General features: G+C 60.9%; 18 protein-coding genes. 10 read left to right on the top strand and 8 right to left on the bottom strand.

What is annotated here, in order from left to right:
• Positions 1–43 precede the first annotated feature (43 nt).
• Both ppnN and DYL59_RS02455 read right to left on the bottom strand, forming a co-directional pair.
• Positions 44–1417 (bottom strand): nucleotide 5'-monophosphate nucleosidase PpnN, encoded by a 1374-nt coding sequence (ppnN, locus tag DYL59_RS02450; protein ID WP_135287743.1) that lies wholly within the window; start codon positions 1415–1417, stop codon positions 44–46.
• Positions 1418–1567: 150 nt separating this feature from the next.
• Positions 1568–2392 carry an aspartyl/asparaginyl beta-hydroxylase domain-containing protein gene (locus DYL59_RS02455; protein WP_135287744.1) on the bottom strand — a complete coding sequence of 275 codons (825 nt, stop codon included), beginning with the start codon at positions 2390–2392 and terminating at the stop codon, positions 1568–1570.
• 310 nt (positions 2393–2702) lie between these two features.
• Between DYL59_RS02455 and fabV the strand changes: the two genes are divergently transcribed.
• Both fabV and DYL59_RS02465 read left to right on the top strand, forming a co-directional pair.
• Positions 2703–3896, top strand: coding sequence for an enoyl-ACP reductase FabV (gene fabV / locus DYL59_RS02460; protein ID WP_135287745.1), 1194 nt, complete (start codon positions 2703–2705; stop codon positions 3894–3896).
• A gap of 147 nt (positions 3897–4043) precedes the next feature.
• Entirely contained in the window at positions 4044–4667 is a 624-nt protein-coding gene (locus tag DYL59_RS02465) for an HAD family hydrolase (RefSeq protein ID WP_135287746.1), read from the top strand.
• Here DYL59_RS02465 and DYL59_RS02470 read toward each other — a convergent pair.
• On the bottom strand, positions 4664–5569 hold the full coding sequence (locus DYL59_RS02470; protein WP_135287747.1) for a LysR family transcriptional regulator: 906 nt from the start codon (positions 5567–5569) through the stop codon (positions 4664–4666). The genes DYL59_RS02465 and DYL59_RS02470 overlap by 4 nt on opposite strands.
• Before the next feature lie 104 nt (positions 5570–5673).
• On the opposite strand from DYL59_RS02470, the gene DYL59_RS02475 reads away from it, so the two are divergent.
• Positions 5674–6843 (top strand): aspartate aminotransferase family protein, encoded by a 1170-nt coding sequence (locus tag DYL59_RS02475; RefSeq protein ID WP_135287748.1) that lies wholly within the window; start codon positions 5674–5676, stop codon positions 6841–6843.
• A gap of 31 nt (positions 6844–6874) precedes the next feature.
• Here DYL59_RS02475 and punR read toward each other — a convergent pair whose 3' ends face one another.
• Complete coding sequence (gene punR / locus DYL59_RS02480; RefSeq protein ID WP_135287749.1) at positions 6875–7789, bottom strand: DNA-binding transcriptional activator PunR; 915 nt, start codon at positions 7787–7789, stop codon at positions 6875–6877.
• A 121-nt stretch (positions 7790–7910) separates the two neighbouring features.
• On the opposite strand from punR, the gene punC reads away from it, so the two are divergent.
• Positions 7911–9095: a purine nucleoside transporter PunC gene (gene punC, locus DYL59_RS02485; protein WP_135287750.1), complete on the top strand. Its 1185-nt coding sequence runs from the start codon at positions 7911–7913 to the stop codon at positions 9093–9095.
• Positions 9096–9153: 58 nt separating this feature from the next.
• Here punC and DYL59_RS02490 read toward each other — a convergent pair whose 3' ends face one another.
• On the bottom strand, positions 9154–9987 hold the full coding sequence (locus tag DYL59_RS02490) for a nucleoside-binding protein (RefSeq protein WP_135287751.1): 834 nt from the start codon (positions 9985–9987) through the stop codon (positions 9154–9156).
• Positions 9988–10130: 143 nt separating this feature from the next.
• Complete coding sequence (locus DYL59_RS02495; RefSeq protein ID WP_135287752.1) at positions 10131–11081, bottom strand: LysR family transcriptional regulator; 951 nt, start codon at positions 11079–11081, stop codon at positions 10131–10133.
• 172 nt (positions 11082–11253) lie between these two features.
• Between DYL59_RS02495 and DYL59_RS02500 the strand changes: the two genes are divergently transcribed.
• Positions 11254–12753 (top strand): nucleobase:cation symporter-2 family protein, encoded by a 1500-nt coding sequence (locus tag DYL59_RS02500; RefSeq protein WP_135287753.1) that lies wholly within the window; start codon positions 11254–11256, stop codon positions 12751–12753.
• 32 nt (positions 12754–12785) lie between these two features.
• On the opposite strand, the gene DYL59_RS02505 is transcribed toward DYL59_RS02500, so the two are convergent.
• The gene (locus tag DYL59_RS02505; protein ID WP_135287754.1) at positions 12786–13718 is read right to left on the bottom strand and encodes a proline iminopeptidase-family hydrolase; all 933 of its coding nucleotides are present in this window, start codon (positions 13716–13718) and stop codon (positions 12786–12788) included.
• Positions 13719–13812: 94 nt separating this feature from the next.
• On the bottom strand, positions 13813–14577 hold the full coding sequence (locus tag DYL59_RS02510) for a LuxR family transcriptional regulator (protein ID WP_135287755.1): 765 nt from the start codon (positions 14575–14577) through the stop codon (positions 13813–13815).
• A 183-nt stretch (positions 14578–14760) separates the two neighbouring features.
• Here DYL59_RS02510 and DYL59_RS02515 point away from each other — a divergent pair, with 183 nt between their 5' ends.
• From DYL59_RS02515 to DYL59_RS02535, 5 genes are read left to right on the top strand one after another with little or no spacing between them, the layout of a single operon-like run.
• Positions 14761–15648, top strand: coding sequence for a proline iminopeptidase-family hydrolase (locus DYL59_RS02515; RefSeq protein ID WP_135287756.1), 888 nt, complete (start codon positions 14761–14763; stop codon positions 15646–15648).
• A 3-nt stretch (positions 15649–15651) separates the two neighbouring features.
• On the top strand, positions 15652–16599 hold the full coding sequence (locus tag DYL59_RS02520) for an ABC transporter permease (protein WP_135287757.1): 948 nt from the start codon (positions 15652–15654) through the stop codon (positions 16597–16599).
• The gene (locus tag DYL59_RS02525) at positions 16596–17453 is read left to right on the top strand and encodes an ABC transporter permease (protein ID WP_135287758.1); all 858 of its coding nucleotides are present in this window, start codon (positions 16596–16598) and stop codon (positions 17451–17453) included. The genes DYL59_RS02520 and DYL59_RS02525 overlap by 4 nt, the downstream gene beginning before the upstream one ends.
• Positions 17450–18406, top strand: coding sequence for an ABC transporter ATP-binding protein (locus DYL59_RS02530; RefSeq protein ID WP_135287759.1), 957 nt, complete (start codon positions 17450–17452; stop codon positions 18404–18406). Before DYL59_RS02525 ends, DYL59_RS02530 begins: the two co-directional genes overlap by 4 nt.
• Positions 18403–19401: an ABC transporter ATP-binding protein gene (locus DYL59_RS02535; protein WP_135287760.1), complete on the top strand. Its 999-nt coding sequence runs from the start codon at positions 18403–18405 to the stop codon at positions 19399–19401. The genes DYL59_RS02530 and DYL59_RS02535 overlap by 4 nt, the downstream gene beginning before the upstream one ends.

Here is a 19401-nt window from a genome sequence, read left to right on the forward strand (position 1 = left end):
CCAAGGCCTGGATGGGGCCACAAGCTATGACCATCTGATGGCGCTATTGCACCACGCGATAGCACGGTACATACGCCGCACCACCCGGCAACTTCATGCGGTGTTGGGCGACGAACGCCTGCAGCAATTCGTCCAGCGGCTTCATGATGGCGGGGTCACCATGGATCTCGTACGGGCCGTTCTGCTCGATCAGGCGGATGCCTTTGTCCTTCACGTTGCCCGCCACAATCCCCGAGAACGCGCGGCGCAGGTTGGCCGCCAGTTCATGGGGTGGGAGTGCGTGGCTCAGCTGCAGGCTGGCCATGTTCTCGTGGGTGGGGTCGAAGGGGCGTTGGAAGCCCTCGTCGATCTTCAGCAACCAGTTGAAGTGGAAGGCGTCGTTGCGCTCGCGACGGAACTGCTTCACCGCCTTGAGGCCGGCCGTCATCTGGCGCGCCACTTCTGCCGGATCATCAATGATGATCTGGTAATGCGCCTGCGCGGCTTCACCCAGGGTGGCACCGACGAACGCGTGCAATTGTTGCAGGTAGGGCGCGGCGTGTTTTGGCCCGGTGAGGATGACCGGGAAGGGCAGGTCGCGGTTGTCCGGGTGCATCAGGATGCCCAGCAGGTACAGGAACTCTTCGGCCGTGCCCGCGCCGCCGGGGAAGATGATGATGCCGTGGCCCACGCGCACGAAGGCTTCCAGGCGCTTTTCGATGTCCGGCAGGATCACCAGCTCGTTGACGATCGGGTTCGGTGCCTCGGCCGCGATGATGCCCGGCTCGGTGAGGCCCAGGTAGCGCCCGCCGGTGATGCGTTGCTTGGCGTGGGAAATGGTCGCGCCTTTCATCGGACCTTTCATCACGCCAGGGCCGCACCCGGTGCACACATCCAGGCTGCGCAGGCCCAGTTCGTGGCCGACTTTCTTGGTGTATTTGTACTCTTCGGTATTGATCGAGTGCCCGCCCCAGCACACCACGATTTTCGGCTCGACACCCGGACGCAGCGTGCGGGCGTTGCGCAGCAGGTGGAACACGTAGTCGGTGATGCCTTGGGAGTTGCTCAGGTCGATGCGCTGGCTGCCCAGTTCGTTCTCGGTATAGACAATATCGCGCAGGGCACTGAACAGCATTTCGCGGGTGCTGGCGATCATTTCGCCATCGACGAAGGCATCGGCCGGGGCATTCAGCAGTTCCAGGCGTACGCCGCGGTCTTGCTGGTGGATGCGCACTTCAAAGTCTTTGTACGCGTCGAGGATGGTCTTGGCGTTGTCGATATGCGCGCCGGTATTGAGGATGGCCAGGGCGCACTGGCGGAACAGGGTGTAAGTGCTGCCGGTACCGGCTTCGCTCAGTTGCTGCACTTCACGTTGGGACAGGGTTTCGAGGCTGCCCTTGGGGCTGACGGAGGCATTGATGACTTGACGTTGGGGCATTCTGATTCCTTGAAAGCGCAGCCACCGCAGCACAAGGGCGCTGCGATGGCTTGAGAATGGTGGGCGACGATTACAGTCGCACGAGCCGAATGTTTACCCCAGATTCAAGGCCGGGTGCAAACACCGTCCACCCCCATCATGCCGCAGAACCTACTGAATCAGCTTCCAATTTTTGTAGAAAACCCGACGCAGGGTAAAGACCATTCCGGCAAACCCCGCGATCACGGCGTTGAGCACCGACGGCAGTGGCGTCGGCCGCACGATGTCGATAAACAGGCAGTAACGCTTTGCATCGTTTTTGTTGAAGGACGCATGCATCAGCGTGTCATCGAAGATAAACAGCGGATCGTCGTGCCAGTAGTGCTTGTGCTTGCCCACCTGGATGTACACGCCCTCGTGATGAGGGGCCGGCGCCATGTTGTAGAGCACGCGGAACATCATGCGCAGCGGGCCGAAGTGGAAGGACGTGGAGCGGTTTTCGTTGAACACCGACACACCAATGGTTTTCACGAACGGCAGTTTTTCCCGCAGTGCCGGGATGTCGAGGGCGGTTTCGATGGGGCGTCCGTACCACTGGAAAAACAACATGCCGCGCTTTTTCTCGGCCATGCGTTCGTCCAGGTAGCCGATGATTTCATCCTTGTGGGCCATGGCGTCGTCGATCACCTGTTGCAGGTCTTCACGCCAGGCGGGCGGCAGGTCGCGCATCGTATAAACGTGGCGGTTGCGCGAACTCAGCAAGTCAAACAGCGTGTTGAACGGCGCCAGCAACCAGGTGTTACGACCGCTGCCAATAAAGTATTTCTTGAAGGTCGGCGCGTCATACAGGCCGTTGCGCAGGAAGTCGTAAATGCCGCAGACCAGCACCAGGCCAAGAAACACCAGGGTGGTTTCGGGGAACACATCAATGATCAGCAGTACGCCGAGTACCCAGGCGACCGATAGGGCTTTTTTACGCAAGGCAGGCTTGTTCATGCAGCTGAGCTCCAGCAGGACGCCATTCGACAGGTCCGGATCCCTGGCTGCGAGTGGTGGGGGTTTTGAAACATATTGAAACAACTACGCCATGATAAGGCGTCCTGCGCCGTTTGAGCGTTATAAATAGTGCGAATTTGTGAAGGCTTTACACAGTTTTCAACCCGACACGCGTTTTACCGATTGGATTTTGTAAACAGAAGATTTGCGACTATCGTGACGCTTCGGTTTTTCGGACGTCATAGACCGGTACGAATGAAGTTGAATGGCCACCACTGGCCGTCGACCCCTTGGAAGAGGCAGAAATTTTATGATCATCAAACCGCGGGTTCGTGGCTTTATCTGTGTGACCGCTCACCCTGTTGGCTGTGAAGCGAACGTCAAGGAACAGATCGACTACGTGACCCAACACGGCACCATCGAAGGCGGCCCTAAAAAGGTGCTGGTCCTTGGCGCCTCCACTGGCTACGGCCTGGCCGCGCGCATCAGTGCTGCGTTTGGCTGCGGCGCCGACACCCTGGGCGTGTTTTTTGAGAAAGAAGGCGAGGAAGGCAAGCTCAGCTCGGCCGGCTGGTACAACAGCGCCGCGTTCGAGAAGTTTGCTGTCGAAAAAGGCCTGTACGCCAAGAGCATCAATGGCGACGCGTTCTCCGACGAGATCAAGCGCCTGACCATCGAAACCATCAAGAAAGACCTGGGCAAGATCGACCTGGTGGTCTACAGCCTGGCCGCGCCACGCCGTACCGACCCGCAAGGCGTGGTGCACAACTCCACCCTCAAGCCGATCGGCAAGGCTGTGACCCTGCGCGGTATCAACACCGACAAAGGCGTTGTGGTCGACACCACGCTTGAGCCTGCCACCCAGGAAGAAATCGACGGTACCGTCAAAGTGATGGGCGGCGAAGACTGGCAGCTGTGGATCGACGCCCTGCGTGACGCCGACGTACTGGCCGAAGGCGCCAAAACCACCGCGTTCACCTACCTGGGTGAGAAGCTGACCCAGGACATCTACTGGAACGGCTCCATCGGCGAAGCCAAGAAAGACCTGGACAAAAAAGTCCTGACCCTGCGCGACAACCTTGCCGCACTCAAGGGCGACGCCCGAGTGTCGGTGCTCAAGGCCGTGGTTACCCAGGCCAGCTCGGCCATCCCGATCATGCCGTTGTACCTGTCGCTGCTGTTCAAGGTGATGAAAGAGCAAGGCACCCACGAAGGTTGCATCGAGCAGGTCTACGGCCTGTTCAAGGACAGCCTGTACGGCAGCGAGCCGAAGCTCGATGCCGACGGCCGCCTGCGTGCCGACCTGGCCGAACTGGAGCCTAAGGTGCAGGACGCCGTGGCTGCATTGTGGAACCAGGTGACCGACGACAACGTCAACGAGATCAGCGATTTTGCCGGCTACAAGGCGGAGTTCCTGCGCTTGTTCGGCTTTGAGATCGACGGCGTGGATTACGAAGCTGATGTGAATCCAACCGTGAAGATCAATGGTTTAGTCCAAGCCTAAACCCGGTCAAAAGTGTGGGAGGGGGCTTGCCCCCCACCCACATTGACCTCTGTGTTTTTTCAGAATCGTCTTACTCGCAATCGCGCCTTCTCGCCTTTCAGATCTGCCAGACTCCTCCAGCTATCACTCATGCTAACGGAGGATCTGATGACGATTCGTGCAGTAGTTTTTGATTTCGGCGGTGTCCTGTTCGACTGGAACCCGCAGCACCTGTACCGCAAGCTGATTGCCGACGACCACGAGCGGCAATGGTTCCTGGACAATATCTGCACCCAGGCCTGGAACACCGAGCAGGACGCCGGCCGCTCCCTGGCCGAAGGCACTCGCAGCCTGATCGAGCAATATCCCCATCACGAGCGTCTGATCCAGGCCTATTACGACCGTTGGCATGAAATGCTGCGCGGTACGTTGCCCGAAGGCGTAGCGATCCTCAAAGCGCTGCATCAAGCCAACATCCCGTTATTCGGGTTGACCAACTGGTCGGCCGAAACCTTTCCCTACGCCCTGGCCAACTACCCGTTCCTACAGTGTTTTCGCGACATCGTGGTCTCCGGCGAGCTACGGCTGATCAAGCCCGACGCCGCGATCTACCAGGCCAGCCTTGGCCAGGTTCGTGCGCACTTGCCAGACATCCAGCCTGGCGAAGTGGTCTTCATTGATGACGTTGCCGGGAACATCGAGGCTGCTGTGGCCCTTGGTTGGCAAGGTATCCACCATGTATCCGCCGAACGCACTGGCGCACAACTGCGTGCGCTGGGAGTGGGCTTCTAGCGCGCCCACTTCTCCATGGCAAAGTCGACGAACGCCCGCAGCTTCGGCAGGCGGTAGCGGTCCTGGCCGTACAGCAGATGCATGGGCCGGCTCGGCAGTTGGTAGGTGGTCAACAAGGCCACCAGCTTGCCGCTCGCCAGGTCTGGCTGTACCAGGGCATCGGGCAACATCACGATGCCCATGCCTTGCACGGCCGCCTGGCGCAGGGCTTGCGAACTGTTGATGGTCAGTGAGCCGGACACCGGGACTTCCACCTCGCCGTCTTCGCCCGTCATGCGCCACAGCTTGTCGGCGTTGCGCCAGTCGTCGGTGGAGGGGTAGGCGAAGGCCAGGCAGTCATGCTGTTGCAAGTCGTCGGGCGTTTGTGGCGTGCCGCGCCGCGCGAGGTAATCCGGGGAGGCGCAGAGGGTGATGGTGTAGTCCTGCATGGGGCGCGCGATCAGGCTGGAGGGCTCCAACTCTCCCAGGCGGATGGCGACGTCAAAGCCGCTGTCGACCATGTCCATGCGCTGGTTGCTGAGGACCACGTACAGCTTGATCAACGGATATCGCTGGGAAAATTCGCTCAAGGCCGGCGCCAGGCGTTCGGTGCCGAACGCCGGTGGGGCAGTGATACGCAGGGTGCCCCTGGGAACGTCACTGTGGGCCTGTTCGGCCAGTTGCTCGGAGTCGGCCACAAATCCCAGCACCTCCAGGCAGCGTTGATAGTACTGCCCGCCAAACTCCGTGAGGCTCTGCTTGCGGGTGGTGCGTTTGAGCAGGCTGACGCCCAGGCGTTGTTCCAAGGCGCGCAGGTGGTTGCCCACCATGGTGGTGGACATACCGCAGGCGTGCGCGGCGGCGGTCATGCTGCCAGTTTCAACCACCTTCACGTACACCGACATCGCCTGGAACAAATCCATTATCAAGCCCTGGTTCAAAGTCATTGCAGGAATGCGCAGTTTATCCAGTCTGGGTGGCTAACGATACTGGTGCCCATCACAACGATGCACTGGAGCCTGCCACCATGACCGCCGCCTGCCTGATGACCACCTACCAACCCTTGGCCCTCAGCTTTACCCGTGGCCTGGGCACGCGCCTGTGGGACCAGCAAGGCCGCGAATACCTGGACGCCGTGGCCGGAGTGGCGGTCACCAATGTGGGGCATTCCCACCCCAGGCTGGTGACCGCCATCAGTGAACAGGCAGGGTTGCTGTTGCACACCTCCAATCTCTATAGCATCGACTGGCAACAACGCTTGGCCCAGCGCTTGACCCAGTTGTCTGGCCTGGACCGGGCCTTCTTCAACAACTCCGGTGCCGAAGCCAACGAGACGGCACTCAAGCTGGCGCGGTTGCACGGCTGGAAAAAAGGCATCGAGGAACCCTTGGTGGTGGTCATGGAAAACGCCTTTCATGGCCGCACCCTCGGCACCATGGCCGCCAGTGACGGGCCATCGGTGCGCTTGGGGTTCCAGCGGCTGCCGGGGGATTTTCTCAAGGTCGGCTTTGGTGATATCGCCGCGATTGAGGCCATCACCCAAACATTCGGTTCACGTATCGCGGCGGTCCTGCTGGAACCGATCCAGGGCGAAAGCGGTGTGTTGCCGGCGCCGCCGGGTTACCTGCACGCCCTGCGCGACCACTGCACCCGCCACGGCTGGTTGTTGATGCTTGACGAAATCCAGACCGGCATCGGCCGGACGGGTGCCTGGTTTGCCTTTCAGCATGAAGGCATCGTGCCCGATGTGATGACCCTGGCCAAAGGCCTAGGCAACGGCGTGCCCATCGGCGCCTGCCTGGCCCGAGCGGGGGTGGCCCAACTGTTCACCCCTGGCAGCCACGGCAGCACGTTTGGTGGCAATCCATTGGCCTGCCGGGTGGGGTGCACGGTGCTGGATATCATCCAAGAGCAAGGCTTGCTGCACAACGCCGCGCAACAGGGTGAGCGCCTGCTGGCGCGGTTACGGGTAGAGTTGGCTGAGCATCCGCAGGTACTGGCCATTCGCGGGCAGGGTTTGATGATTGGCATCGAGTTGGCCAGCCCCTATCGCGACCTGGCCCAACGGGCGGCTCAGGAGCACGGTTTGTTGATCAACGTGACGCGGGGCAAGATCATTCGGTTGCTGCCGCCGCTGACGTTGGACGCCAAGGAAGTGGAAATGATTGTGCGGGCCATCACCCGTTTGCTTATTTGATAGGCACTCCCACAGGGGCTTTCTGTGGGTGTCAGAGGTCATGCCCATTGAGCCACTCCTGGTTCATCGTCTCCTTGTCCCCCAGGTAATCCAACAACCACGCCATCGCCGGCGATAGCTTGTCCTGGGCCCACGCCACGCACGAGGGGCTTGCGGGAAATGGCCGGCTCAATTGCAACGCCACCAGTTCACCGCGTTCGATCCACGGCAACACCTGATGCGCGGGCGCCATGCCGACACACAGGCCATCGCGCAGGCAGTCGATGGCCGACGACCAGTTCGGTACCACCAGTCGCCGCTGGTTATCCAGCGTCCAGGTATCGCGCTTGGGCAGGTTGCGCGAGGTGTCGGTCATGCACAGCGAAGCGAACGGGCGCAGTTGATCATCACTGAGCAAGCCATTCACTGTTGCCAGAGGATGCGTCGCGCTGACCACACACAACCAGTTCAACAAGCCCATGTCGCGAAACGTAAAGCGGCTGGCCACAGGCACTGCGCTGGTGGCACCGATCACAATGTCGGTGCGCTCATCGGCCAGGGCGTCCCACACGCCGTTGTACACCTCGTATTCCAGCAACAACTCCACTTCGGGAAACTGCCGATAGAAGTCCAGCACCAACTGCCGACACCGCTGGGGTTTGACGATGGAGTCCACCGCGACCTTCAACTGACCGCTCCAGCCATTGGCCACTTGCTGGCACAGGCGCCGAGTGCCGAGCATTTTCTTCATCACGCCCCGGGCTTCTTCTATAAAGAGACGGCCAGCCGGGGTCAGTTCCACGTCGCGATGGCGGCGCACGAACAACGGCACCGCCAACCACTCTTCAATCTGACGCACCGTGTAGCTGATGGCTGACGGCACGCGATGCAATTCCTGGGCGGCGGCGCTGAAGCTGCCGTGGCGCGCTACCGCATCGACAACATCCAATGAATATTCAGACCACATGGCAGTGCCTTCAAAATTATTGATGGGAACGTCCAATTATTATCGCTTCACACAGAAACTGTCAGCTTCATAATGGGCGCCAGTCAGCAAATAGTTTGATGGCAGGATCTACAAGGTTGTGATGAAAAATTCTTTTGGTTTTACCGGGTACCTGGCGGGGCTGAGCATGCTCGGTTACCTCGCCATGGACATGTACTTGCCGGCGTTCGGCGCCCTGGGCGAGCAGTTGCAAATTGGCGCCGGCGCGGTGGGCGCCAGCTTGAGTGTGTTCCTCGCCGGCTTTGCGCTGGGGCAGTTGTTGTGGGGGCCGTTGTCCGATCGACTGGGGCGCAAGCCCATCCTGCTCGCCGGTCTTGGCCTGTTTGTGCTGGGGTGTGCGGGAATGTTCTGGGTCGAGACCGCGCCGCAATTGTTGGCGCTGCGTTTTATGCAGGCAATTGGTGTGTGCTCCGCCGCTGTGAGCTGGCAGGCACTGGTGATCGACCGCTATCCGGCGGACAAGGCCCATCGTGTGTTCGCCAGCATCATGCCGCTGATGTCACTGTCCCCCGCCCTGGCGCCACTGCTGGGGGCAATGGTGCTCAATCACTTTGGCTGGCAGGCGATCTTCGGGGTGTTGCTGGGCGTGTCGTTGTTGTTGCTGTTGCCGACATTATTCCTGCGCGCCGTACCGAAACGTCAGGCGGTTGAAGGCCAAACGTCACGCCTGGGCTACGGCCAATTGCTGACCTCTCGCGTATTTACCGGCAACGTGATGATCTTTGCGGCATGCTCCGCCAGTTTCTTCGCCTGGCTGACGGCGTCACCCTTCATTCTTGGGGATATGGGCTACAGCCCGAATGATATCGGCCTGAGCTATGTGCTGCCGACCTTGGCCTTTTTGGTGGGCGGTTACAGCTGCCGCAGCGCCCTGCAGCATTTACAGGGCAAGACGTTGCTGCCCTGGTTGCTGCTTGCCTATTGCATCAGCATGGTGGCGTTGTATTTGGTCGCCACACTGACGGTGCCGACCCTCACTACCTTGCTGATTCCGTTCTGCCTGATGGCGCTGGTCAACGGCGCCAGCTACCCCATCGTCGTGGCGAATGCGCTGATGCCTTTTGCGGAAAATTCCGGCAAGGCGGCGGCACTGCAAAACACCCTGCAACTGGGTTTGTGCTTTTTAAGCAGCTTGTTGGTGTCGTCGATGATTGACCAGCCACTGTTGATTACCGTGATCGTGATGCTGGCGACTGCGCCGTTGGCGGTGTTGGGGTATTGGTTGGCTCGGCCGAAAAGCGACAGTGCGCAGTTGGCAAAGGCCTGATGTGGCACCGTCGCTCCCATATTTTGATTGGGTTTCTTCAGTGGCTAGGCGGCATGCATTAGAAAGTGATTTCCATATTCACCGTCGGCGTCGACGTACGGCTACCCCGGCCGCCGTCCACACCGAACTTGTTGTGCCAATACTCGTAGCCCACCCCTAGGTAAAGGTTGGGCTTTACGTTTTTACCCGGTCGTACGGCCACCATCAGCGCTGTACGCATCAGCGCTTCGGGTGCGGTATCACGGCCGTGGTAATCCTTGCCTTTTTCCCCGACGTAATTGATGAAGCCCTGGAATTTGGCCCCATGGTTGGCAATTTCGAACGGGCGCATCCAGGTCAGGTTGAGCATGTAGGTATCGTCAAACGTGTGGTTCGACTCCTGCGCGCCGGGGATGCCGGTGTGGTTCTTTTCCTTGTAGTACATCAGGCTCAGGTCCAGCACGCCCACGGTGTTGAACTTCAAGGTCGGGCCGATCACCAGGGCGCGCTTTTTGGCCGAGGCAAAGTTGTTGTTGCGGTTGGCATCGAAGCCCAGGGTCAAGGCGTAGTCCTTGATCACACCGGTACCCAGCGGCACATCGAACACGCGGGATGCATACAGCTGGTGCCGGTACACCGCGTACACCTCGCTGCCGCCGTGGTCGGTGCCCTTGCGTGGGTCGCGACTGTCGGAGAGGAACACGTCCAGGTTGAGGAAGTTGCTACCGTACTGATAGCCGCTGGCGTGAGTGAAGCTGTAGATACGCTTGCTGAAATCGTCGGGGTTGTTCGGATTGGTGAACTGCTGACCGTAGCGAAACCCTACGCTGTTGTTCATCCATTCCACCGCGACGGCCTCCCCGCCGCCGAGCAGAGAGAGCAATACGGTTGCGCCGTGCAGTGCCTTTTTCATTGTTTTAGTTCCTTTGGCGTTTGGCTCATGCCGGCCTTGCAGGGGCCGTCGGGCGCAGTATCAGCACAAGGGCGGTGCGCGCCAAAGAACAGAATCTCGCCTGGGCCGATGCCGAAACGGCAGCAGGGAAACTGCCGCAAAAGTCAGGAAATACGCGGCGTCCAGGGTGTTTCTTCGCGTTCGCGCAAGGCAATTTCCTCCCCCAATAAGTGGGTCAGGGCTTGCACGGCCACTGGCAGGTCGCGGTCTTTGCGGGCGTACACGCCCAGGTCGCTGAAGATGCCACCTTGGTCACTCAAGGGGATATGCAGCAACTCGCCGCGTGCCAGGTCGGCCTCGATGCCGATACGGGTCTGGAAGGCGATGCCCAATTGCTGACGCGCCAACTGCCGGGCCAGCTCCATGGAGTTGCTGTGCAGCAAGGGTTTGTTCGCCGCTGCGGTGGGTTTGTGCAACGGCGCGATCAGGTGATGAACCGACAGCTCGCTCTTGGCCTGGATCACTCCGTGTTCACAGCATTGCCCGTAGCTGAGCCTGGTTTCACCGGCCAACGGATGCGCGGGCGTCATCAGCGCACCCAAGCGGAAATGCCCGACGCACAACTGCGTGATTTCGCCGTTGCGAGGCAGGGCAAACGCCAGCCCCAGGTCGGCCTGGCCCTGGATCACGGCACTGGGGATCAATTGTGAACCTTGCACCGTCACGCCAATCGTCACCTGCGGATAACGCTCGCGCATGCGCTTGAGGGCGGCGGGCAACAGTTCGACGGCAGCCCCTTCCACGGTGGCAATTTCTACGTGGCCGGTCTGTACGCCATGCAAGCCATCCAATTCGCCGCGCATCCGCTCCACATCCTGCAACAGCAGCGTGACGTGGCGGGTGAGGATTTCGCCGGCAGCGGTCACCCGCAGCCCGCCCGGCAAACGATCGAACAGTGGCGCTCCCATCTCGTCTTCCAGCTTGAGGATTTGCCGGTTCACCGCCGATGACGCCACGTTAAGGCGCCGCGCCGCCTCACGAATCGAATGACAGCGCCGCACCATGTCGAAGTAGTAGATCGCGGGGGCGTGGATACGCAGTTTGCGGTTGAGCATTTTTTTCAGGTCCTTTTGCGCACGGCTTCAAGCCACAGGGCAGGGCGGCTGAATGGATTTTTGTAAACGTTGGCCAGGGGCTGTTGTGGGATTGATTGTATACAACTCTATGGACATCTCTTGTTTGCTTTGCATACAGTGAATGCACAACAAAAACAGAGATCCCCTCACCATGACTATCCCGAAGGCGTCACCGCAGCGGCCTGAAGATGAAAATCTGGGCGTCGCCGCCAACATGGCTTACGGCCTGCAGCATGTGCTCACCATGTACGGCGGCATCGTGGCCGTCCCTCTGATCGTCGGCCAAGCGGCGGGGTTGTCGCCGGCGGATATCGGCCTGCTGATCGCCGCGTCGTTGTTTGCCGGTGGCCTGGCCACCTTGCTGCAAACCCTGGGCTTGCCGTTCTTTGGCTGCCAGTTACCGCTGGTGCAAGGCGTGTCGTTTGCTGGTGTGGCGACCATGGTGGCGATTGTCGGCAGCGACGGCGCCGGCGGGGTGCCAGCGATTCTCGGCGCGGTGATGGCGGCGTCGTTTATCGGGTTATTGATCACCCCGGTGTTCTCGCGGATCACCAAGTTTTTCCCGCCCCTGGTGACCGGCATCGTGATCACCACCATCGGCTTGACCCTGATGCCGGTTGCGGCGCGCTGGGCCATGGGCGGCAACAGCCGTGCGGCGGATTTTGGCAGCATGTCCAACATTGGTCTGGCGGCGTTGACCCTGGTGTTGGTGCTGTTGCTGAGCAAAATCGGTAGCGCAACCATCTCGCGTCTGTCGATCCTGCTGGCGATGGTGATCGGCACGGTGATCGCGGTGTTCCTGGGCATGGCGGATTTCTCTGGGGTCACCCAGGGGCCGATGTTCGGTTTTCCTACGCCATTCCATTTCGGCATGCCAACCTTCCATGTGGCCGCGATCATTTCCATGTGTATCGTGGTGATGGTGACCTTGGTGGAAACCTCGGCGGACATCCTGGCGGTGGGCGAAATCATCGACACCAAGGTCGACTCCAAACGCCTGGGTAACGGCCTGCGTGCCGATATGTTGTCGAGTATGTTCGCGCCGATCTTCGGCTCGTTCACCCAGAGTGCGTTTGCCCAGAACGTCGGCCTGGTGGCGGTTACCGGGGTCAAGAGCCGTTTTGTGGTGGCCACCGGCGGGTTGTTCCTGGTGATCCTCGGGCTGCTGCCCTTCATGGGCCGGGTGATTGCGGCGGTGCCTACATCGGTACTCGGTGGGGCGGGGATTGTGCTGTTTGGCACCGTGGCTGCCAGCGGTATTCGAACGCTGTCGAAGGTGGACTATCGCAACAACATGAACCTGATCATCGTGGCCACTTCCATCGGTTTTGGCATGATTCCCATCGCCGCGCCTAGTTTCTACGATCATTTCCCAAGCTGGTTCGCGACTATTTTCCATTCGGGCATCAGTTCGTCGGCGATTATGGCGATCTTGCTGAACCTGGCGTTCAACCACTTCACCACCGGTAATTCGGACCAGCAATCGGTGTTTGTGGCGGGGACTGAGCGCAGCTTGTGCTTTCGCGATGTGTCGGAGCTGCGCGATGGGGATTATTTCAAGGGCGGCAAGTTGTTCGATGCCGAGGGCCGGGAGATTCCGTTGGTGGCGGATACCCACAAGAGCGCGGTGCCTGAGGCTGCCGAGGTCTAAAAGTGTGGGAGCGCCGCTCCCACATGTGAAACTCATCCAGCCTTGAGTTCTTTGTAAGGCAGCGAGCACACCTCATCCAGAAACTTCACCACAGTCCCCATGCACGCCTGGCGTTCTTCCACATGGGGCATGTGGCTGGAGTCTTCAAACAGCGCCCAGCGCACATCGGCGATCTCATCCAGGAACGGCTTGACCACCAGCGGCGTGGCCTCGTCGTGGCGACCGGAAATCACCAAGGTCGGCACCTTGATGGCTGACAGGCGGCCGATGGAGTTCCAGTCTTTCAAGCTGCCAATCACATGGAACTCGGTCGGGCCGCTCATGGCGTGATAAACCGTGGGGTCCGCGTCCACCTGGGCAAAGGTGCGTGCCACTTCTTCTGGCCACGGGTTGACCCGGCAAACGTGGTGGTCATAGAACACCCGCGACGCCGCGAGGTATTCCGGGTCCTGGTAGGTACCGGCGGCTTCGTGCTTGAGCAGGGTTTCATGCACGCCTTCGGGCAATAATTTGCGCAGGCGATTGGCCTCGCTGACCCAAGTGCGCATGCACGTCGGCGAGTTGGCCGGGATAAATGCGCGCAGGCCTTTTGGCTGCAGGATGGCGTGCTCGCTGCCGAGCATGCCACCCCAGGACTGGCCGAGGATGGCGTAGTTATCGCTGATCTGCAGATGGTCCAGCAGGTTGTTCAGCTCTGCGAGGAACAGGCCTACCGTCCAGAAGGAAGGGTCTGCGTCTGGCAGGTGGGTGGAGCGGCCGTTGCCCAGTTGGTCATAGTGGATCACGGCGTGGCCGCTGGCAGCCACATCCTTGAAGGCGTCGACATAGTCATGGGTGCAGCCGGGGCCACCGTGGATGATCACCAGCGGTGTGCGGCCGCTCGACAGGTCACCGGTGACGCGGTACCAGGTCTGGTAGGCGCCAAATGCCGCATACCCTTCGCGGATCTTTTCAATGAATTCCATTTCGTACCCTGCTCTGAAAAAAAAGGATCAGGGGTACGATAATCCGCGCGCGACATTCCGGTAACTAGCAAAACAGCTAGGTTTTGTCCGCGGGTCAGTCTTCAAGCAGCCGGTAGTGGGTGGCGCGCACCACCGCTTGCACGCGGTTCTTGGCCCCCAGTTTGTGCATCGCCGAAGCAAGGTGCAGGGTAACCACCGCCAAGGAGCGGTTCAGCTGGCTGGCGATTTGCGCGGCGGTCAGGCCGTCGGCGGCCCATTTGAGGCACTCGCGTTCCCGTTTGGTCAGGTGAATATGCGGATAGCTGCGTAGCGTCTTGCTGAACAGCGGGTAGGCTGCTTCCTGCAATGCGTGGGTAATAAGGCTGAAGTCCGACAGGGTCTGCTGCGCCTCCTGCAACACCGTATGGGCCTTGCCGGTGCGCAGGCCGGTCAACGACGCGAAGCCGCCACGGGGCAGGTGGATCGGTACGCTGACGCCGCAGGTCAGTTGCTGGTCGTGCAGGTAGGACGAAACCGGGGCGTGGCAGGGGTCGATGATCTTCTGCAGGGCGGTATCGGCCTTGGCTTCGTAGGACCATACGAAGGGTGACACGGTGCTCAGGGCCAGATGCTGCACGGGATCGATCTGGTAAAACCCTTTGCGGCACCACAGGCTGTGCCAGTCGGGTGGGGTATTGCGCAGTTCCAGTACCGACGGGGTAATGAGTGCACCATCCTGGTCGATGGGCACGGGGGTGTAGTCGTACACCAGGGCATCAAAACCCAACTGCTGGGCAAGGATGAAAGTGTTGTCCATCTGCTCGTCCAGGCTCCTGCCCGGCATCAGACGTTGATTGAAGGCGGTCAGCTTGGCCAGCATCCGTTCGGCTCCCGAATTCATTTGAATCTCGACTTGCTGCAAGTAGAATGCCACGCCCCGGCAAAGGACTGCCAGGCCAAACCTATAAGAAATGCTAGGTTATGGACGCACGGCATCCTCGGTAGTGTTGGCCCGATATACGGCCGCTACCTGCCAGGCCGACACAACACAAGGAATGTATGCATGTGGCGTGAAATTACCCCCGACCAGCAATTCAACGTGCAAGTCGACGGCCATAACCTCGTGGTCTACAGCTTTGGCGAAGGCGATGAGGTGCTGTTGTGCCTCAACGGCGGGCCGGGCCTGCCGTGTGACTACTTGCGCGACGCCCATGGCTGGCTCAAGGACCATAACCTGCGAGTGGTTGCATTCGACCAGCTTGGCACCGGCGCATCAGCCAGACCGACCGATGTTTCCCTGTGGGAAATCCGCCGTTATGTCGAAGAAGTCGAAACCGTACGCCAGGCCCTGGGGCTGGGGCGCGTGCATCTGCTGGGGCATTCCTGGGGCGGCTGGCTCGGTATCGAGTACGCCATCCATTACCCCGATGCGCTGAAAAGCCTGATTCTGGAAAACACCGTCGGCGACATCCCCCACTTGTCTCAGGAACTGGAGCGCCTGCGCGGCGCCCTCGGCAGCGAAACCGTGGCCATGATGCAGCGCCACGAAGCCATGGGCACCCTGGACCACCCGCAGTACCAGGCCGCGATCACCTTGCTCAACTACCGCCACGTGTGCCGCCTCGACGAATGGCCCGAACCGGTCAAGCGCTCCCTCGGCGACTGGAACATGGGCCCCTACGAAACCATGCAAGGCCCCAACGAATTTCTCTACATCGGCAACCTCAAGGACTGGAATCGCCTCAAGGAGATGGCCGAGTTCACGATGCCGATCCTGATCACCACCGGCCAGCACGACGAACTCACCCCGGCCTGCGCCATGCGCATGAAGATGGCCGCCAGACACGCCCAGTTGCATGTGTTTCCCAACAGCAGCCATATGCCGTTCTACGAAGAACCCCAGGCGTATTTCCCGGTGTTGCTGGATTTCCTCGCACGTCACCGAGGCTGACGGATGAACCTGGCGCGCTATCGCTTTGTACTGTCCCGGCCCTTGCAGTTGCTGCCGGTGCTGCTGGGCATCAGCCTGATTACCTTCGTGCTGGTGCGCTCGATCCCCGGTGACCCGGCGCGAGCCTTGCTCGGGTCACGCAGCACGCCGGACGCCTTGCTGAAAATCCGCGCCCAGTACGGCCTCGATCAGCCGCTGTGGCTGCAGTATTTCTACTTTCTAAAAAACCTGCTCAAGGGCGATCTTGGCCAATCCCTGTTGTACAAGGTGGATGCGTTGAAATTGATCGTCACCCGCATCGAACCCACCCTGGTGCTGGTGCTCGGCAGCGTGCTGCTGGCATTGTTGATCGCGGTGCCGCTGGCCACCTTGGCCGCACGCAATAAAGGCGGCTGGCCTGACAAACTGATTCGCGTGTTCACCACCGTGGGCCTCGGTATGCCGGCGTTCTGGCTGGGCTTGATGCTGATCCTGTTGCTGAGTGTGCAGTGGGGCTTGTTCCCGGTGTCCGGCTACGGCCGTACCGTGTTGGACAAGGCCCATCACATGGTGCTGCCGTGCCTGACCATCGCCCTGGCGCTGTCGGCGGTGTTGGTGCGCAACCTGCGGGCCAGCATGTTGATGGAGTTGCAGGCCGACCATGTCACCGCCGCCCGTGCCCGCGGGTTGCCGGAAGCGGCGGTGTTTCGTCGCCATGTGCTGCCCAACTCCCTGGTGCCGGCGGTCAACCTGCTGGCGGTCAATATCGGCTGGCTGATCAGCGGCACGGTGGTGATCGAAAGCCTGTTCGCCATCCCCGGCATAGGTCAGTTACTGGTGCGTGGCATCTTCACGCGCGACTACATGGTGGTGCAGGGCGTCGCCATGGTGCTGGCCTGCGCAACGGTGGTGGTCAACTTCGCCGCCGATGTGGTCACCGTGGCCCTCGACCCGCGGGTGAAAATGCAATGAGCAGCCGCCCCTTGATTGCCCCGTGGCGTTTGCGCCTGCGTTTCGGTTTGCGTAATGGTCGCCTGACCGCTGCGTGGGGGCTGTTGATTCTACTGCTGTGGCTCGCCCTGGCGCTCTTTGCGCCATGGGTTGCGCCTTATGATCCGATTGCGCAGAACACCGATATCAGCCTGCTCGGGCCTAGCCTGGCCCATCCTTTTGGTACCGATAACTACGGTCGCGACATTCTCTCGCGGGTGATCTGGGGCGCGCGCGTCGACCTGCAACTGGCGGTCATCGGCGTGATCTTCCCATTCATGATCGGCACCTTTATCGGCGCGGTTTGCGGCTATATCGGCGGGCGTTTTGACAGCGTCTGCATGCGAGTCATTGACGTGATCCTGGCGTTTCCGTTCCTGGTGCTGATGCTGGCGATCATGGCCATCCTCGGTCCGGGCTTGCAGAGTTTTTACATCGCCATGGCGCTGGTGGGCTGGGTGTCTTATGCGCGGTTGATCCGCTCGCAGATCCTGGTGCTCAAGGAAAGCGACTTTGCCCTGGCCGCCAAGAGCCTGGGCTTTGGCCATGGGCGCATCCTGTTTCGGCATCTGCTGCCCAATGCGATGTTCGGCTCGATTGTGTTCTCCATGTCCGACGCCGTGTTGGTACTGCTCAATGGCGCTGCCGTGAGCTACCTGGGCCTTGGCGTGCAGCCACCCACCGCCGAATGGGGCACGATGGTCGCCGAAGGGCAGGCGTTTATCACCACCGCGTGGTGGATCTGTACGTTCCCAGGGCTGGCCATTGTGACCCTGGCCATGGGTTTCAGCCTGCTGGCCGATGGTGTGGCGCAAGTGCTGGGGGATCGCTCATGAGCCTGTTGCAGGTGCAGGACCTAAGTGTGATTGCCAGCAACAATGGGCGCGAGGTCACCCTGGTGGACCGCGTGTCCTTTGACTTGGCCGAGGGTGAGATCCTAGGCCTGGTGGGCGAGAGCGGTTCGGGCAAGACCCTGGCGTGTCGCGGGCTGATGCGCTTGTTGCCATCACCGAACCTGCGGGTGCAGGGCGGTGCAGTCAGGCTTGCCGGGCAGGACTTGTTGTCACTCGATGATGCCGGGATGCGTGCCGTACGCGGCGGGCAACTGGGCATGATCTTCCAGAACCCCAGCAGCCACCTCGACCCATTGATGCGCATTGGTGAGCAGATCGCCGAAGGTATTCGCCTGCACCAAGGCGCGTCGAAAAAAGAGGCGCGCCAGCAGGCCATCGACGTGCTGCGTCAGGTCGGCATTCCCGATCCGCAGGCACGGGTCGACAACTACCCTCACGAGTTTTCCGGGGGCATGCGCCAGCGGGCGATGATCGCCGTGGCCCTGGGTTGCAACCCCAAGGTCCTGATCGCCGACGAGCCGACCACCGCCCTGGATGTGACGGTGCAGGCGCAAATCCTGCGTCTGTTGCTGGACCTGCGCGACCAGCGCGGCCTGTCGATCATCATGATCACCCACGACCTCGGCGTAGTGGCGCAGACCTGCGATTGCATCGCGGTGATGTACGCCGGGCGCCTGTGCGAGCACGGCAGCAAGTACGACCTGTTGGCCCGCCCCCAGCACCCGTACACCGCCGGGCTGATCGACTGCCAACCGGCCCACAGCAGTGGCCATGCCTTGCTGCGCACTATCCCTGGGCAGCCGCCGTTGCTGGATGCATTGCCCGCCGGCTGTCGCTTCAACCCACGTTGCCCACAGGCGGGCGCCCTGTGCACCGAGCGTTTGCCCGAGGGGGCACGAGTCGCCTGTCACTACCCGTTGGGAGCGCACCCATGAGCCTGTTGCAGATCAAGGACCTGGAGGTGAAGTTTGCTGCGTCCGGCACTGGCCTGTTCGGGCTGAACAAACAGTGGGTGAGGGCGGTGAATGGCGTGTCACTGAGCCTGGCGGCGGGCGAAACCCTGGGCTTGGTGGGCGAGTCCGGCAGCGGTAAAAGCACCCTGGGCCGGGCGATTCTGCATCTGAGCCCCATCAGCGCCGGGCAAGTGGTATTCGATGGCATCGACATGGCCCACGGCAGTCCCATCGATATCGCGCGGCTGCGCCATGAAACCGCGATGATCTTCCAGGACCCATACGCTGCGCTGAACCCGCGCCATAGCATCGGCGAAACCCTCGCCGAAGTGTTGCGGGTGCAGCGCAAGGTGGCGGCTGGGCAGATCGACGCTCGTGTCGGCGAACTGCTCGACCTGGTGGGCCTGCGCCCCGAACTGGCTGGCCGCAAGCCCGGCTCTCTGAGCGGTGGCCAGTGCCAGCGTGTGGGCATCGCCCGGGCGCTGGCGGTGGAGCCGCGCCTGATCATCGCCGACGAATGTGTGGCGGCGCTGGATGTGTCGATTCAGGGGCAGATCATCAACCTGTTGCTGGAACTGCAACAGCGCATGAACCTGGCGATCCTGTTTATCGCCCATGACCTGGCCATCGTGCGTCGCCTGTGCGACCGGGTGGCGGTGATGTACCTGGGCAAGATCGTCGAGGAGGGGCCGGTGGAGGCGGTGTTTACCGCGCCGCGCCATCCTTACACGGCGGCGTTGATCCAGGCGATTCCGGAGATTGATCCCCATCGGCCCCTGCCTACCGAGCCCTTGCCGGGAGAGCCACCCAGCCCACTGAATTTACCTACAGGCTGCGCCTTTCACCCGCGCTGCCGGCACGCCGTCGCCATGTGTTCCGTGGTGTTGCCGCCCACCCATTTCCTGCACGAGCATCGATACAGTTGCGTGCTTGAACAACCGTTGACCCTACCTGCCGTTATAAACAAGGAGTTATGA

The sequence above is a fragment of the Pseudomonas kairouanensis genome (assembly GCF_004682055.1).
Classification (GTDB): domain Bacteria; phylum Pseudomonadota; class Gammaproteobacteria; order Pseudomonadales; family Pseudomonadaceae; genus Aquipseudomonas; species Aquipseudomonas kairouanensis.

Coding starts and splice junctions, on each gene's coding strand:
- ppnN (WP_135287743.1), bottom strand. CDS start 1,417: ATGCCCCAACGTCAAGTCATCAATGCCTCCGTCAGCCCCAAGGGCAGC.
- DYL59_RS02455 (WP_135287744.1), bottom strand. CDS start 2,392: ATGAACAAGCCTGCCTTGCGTAAAAAAGCCCTATCGGTCGCCTGGGTA.
- fabV (WP_135287745.1), top strand. CDS start 2,703: ATGATCATCAAACCGCGGGTTCGTGGCTTTATCTGTGTGACCGCTCAC.
- DYL59_RS02465 (WP_135287746.1), top strand. CDS start 4,044: ATGACGATTCGTGCAGTAGTTTTTGATTTCGGCGGTGTCCTGTTCGAC.
- DYL59_RS02470 (WP_135287747.1), bottom strand. CDS start 5,569: ATGGATTTGTTCCAGGCGATGTCGGTGTACGTGAAGGTGGTTGAAACT.
- DYL59_RS02475 (WP_135287748.1), top strand. CDS start 5,674: ATGACCGCCGCCTGCCTGATGACCACCTACCAACCCTTGGCCCTCAGC.
- punR (WP_135287749.1), bottom strand. CDS start 7,789: ATGTGGTCTGAATATTCATTGGATGTTGTCGATGCGGTAGCGCGCCAC.
- punC (WP_135287750.1), top strand. CDS start 7,911: ATGAAAAATTCTTTTGGTTTTACCGGGTACCTGGCGGGGCTGAGCATG.
- DYL59_RS02490 (WP_135287751.1), bottom strand. CDS start 9,987: ATGAAAAAGGCACTGCACGGCGCAACCGTATTGCTCTCTCTGCTCGGC.
- DYL59_RS02495 (WP_135287752.1), bottom strand. CDS start 11,081: ATGCTCAACCGCAAACTGCGTATCCACGCCCCCGCGATCTACTACTTC.
- DYL59_RS02500 (WP_135287753.1), top strand. CDS start 11,254: ATGACTATCCCGAAGGCGTCACCGCAGCGGCCTGAAGATGAAAATCTG.
- DYL59_RS02505 (WP_135287754.1), bottom strand. CDS start 13,718: ATGGAATTCATTGAAAAGATCCGCGAAGGGTATGCGGCATTTGGCGCC.
- DYL59_RS02510 (WP_135287755.1), bottom strand. CDS start 14,577: ATGCTGGCCAAGCTGACCGCCTTCAATCAACGTCTGATGCCGGGCAGG.
- DYL59_RS02515 (WP_135287756.1), top strand. CDS start 14,761: ATGTGGCGTGAAATTACCCCCGACCAGCAATTCAACGTGCAAGTCGAC.
- DYL59_RS02520 (WP_135287757.1), top strand. CDS start 15,652: ATGAACCTGGCGCGCTATCGCTTTGTACTGTCCCGGCCCTTGCAGTTG.
- DYL59_RS02525 (WP_135287758.1), top strand. CDS start 16,596: ATGAGCAGCCGCCCCTTGATTGCCCCGTGGCGTTTGCGCCTGCGTTTC.
- DYL59_RS02530 (WP_135287759.1), top strand. CDS start 17,450: ATGAGCCTGTTGCAGGTGCAGGACCTAAGTGTGATTGCCAGCAACAAT.
- DYL59_RS02535 (WP_135287760.1), top strand. CDS start 18,403: ATGAGCCTGTTGCAGATCAAGGACCTGGAGGTGAAGTTTGCTGCGTCC.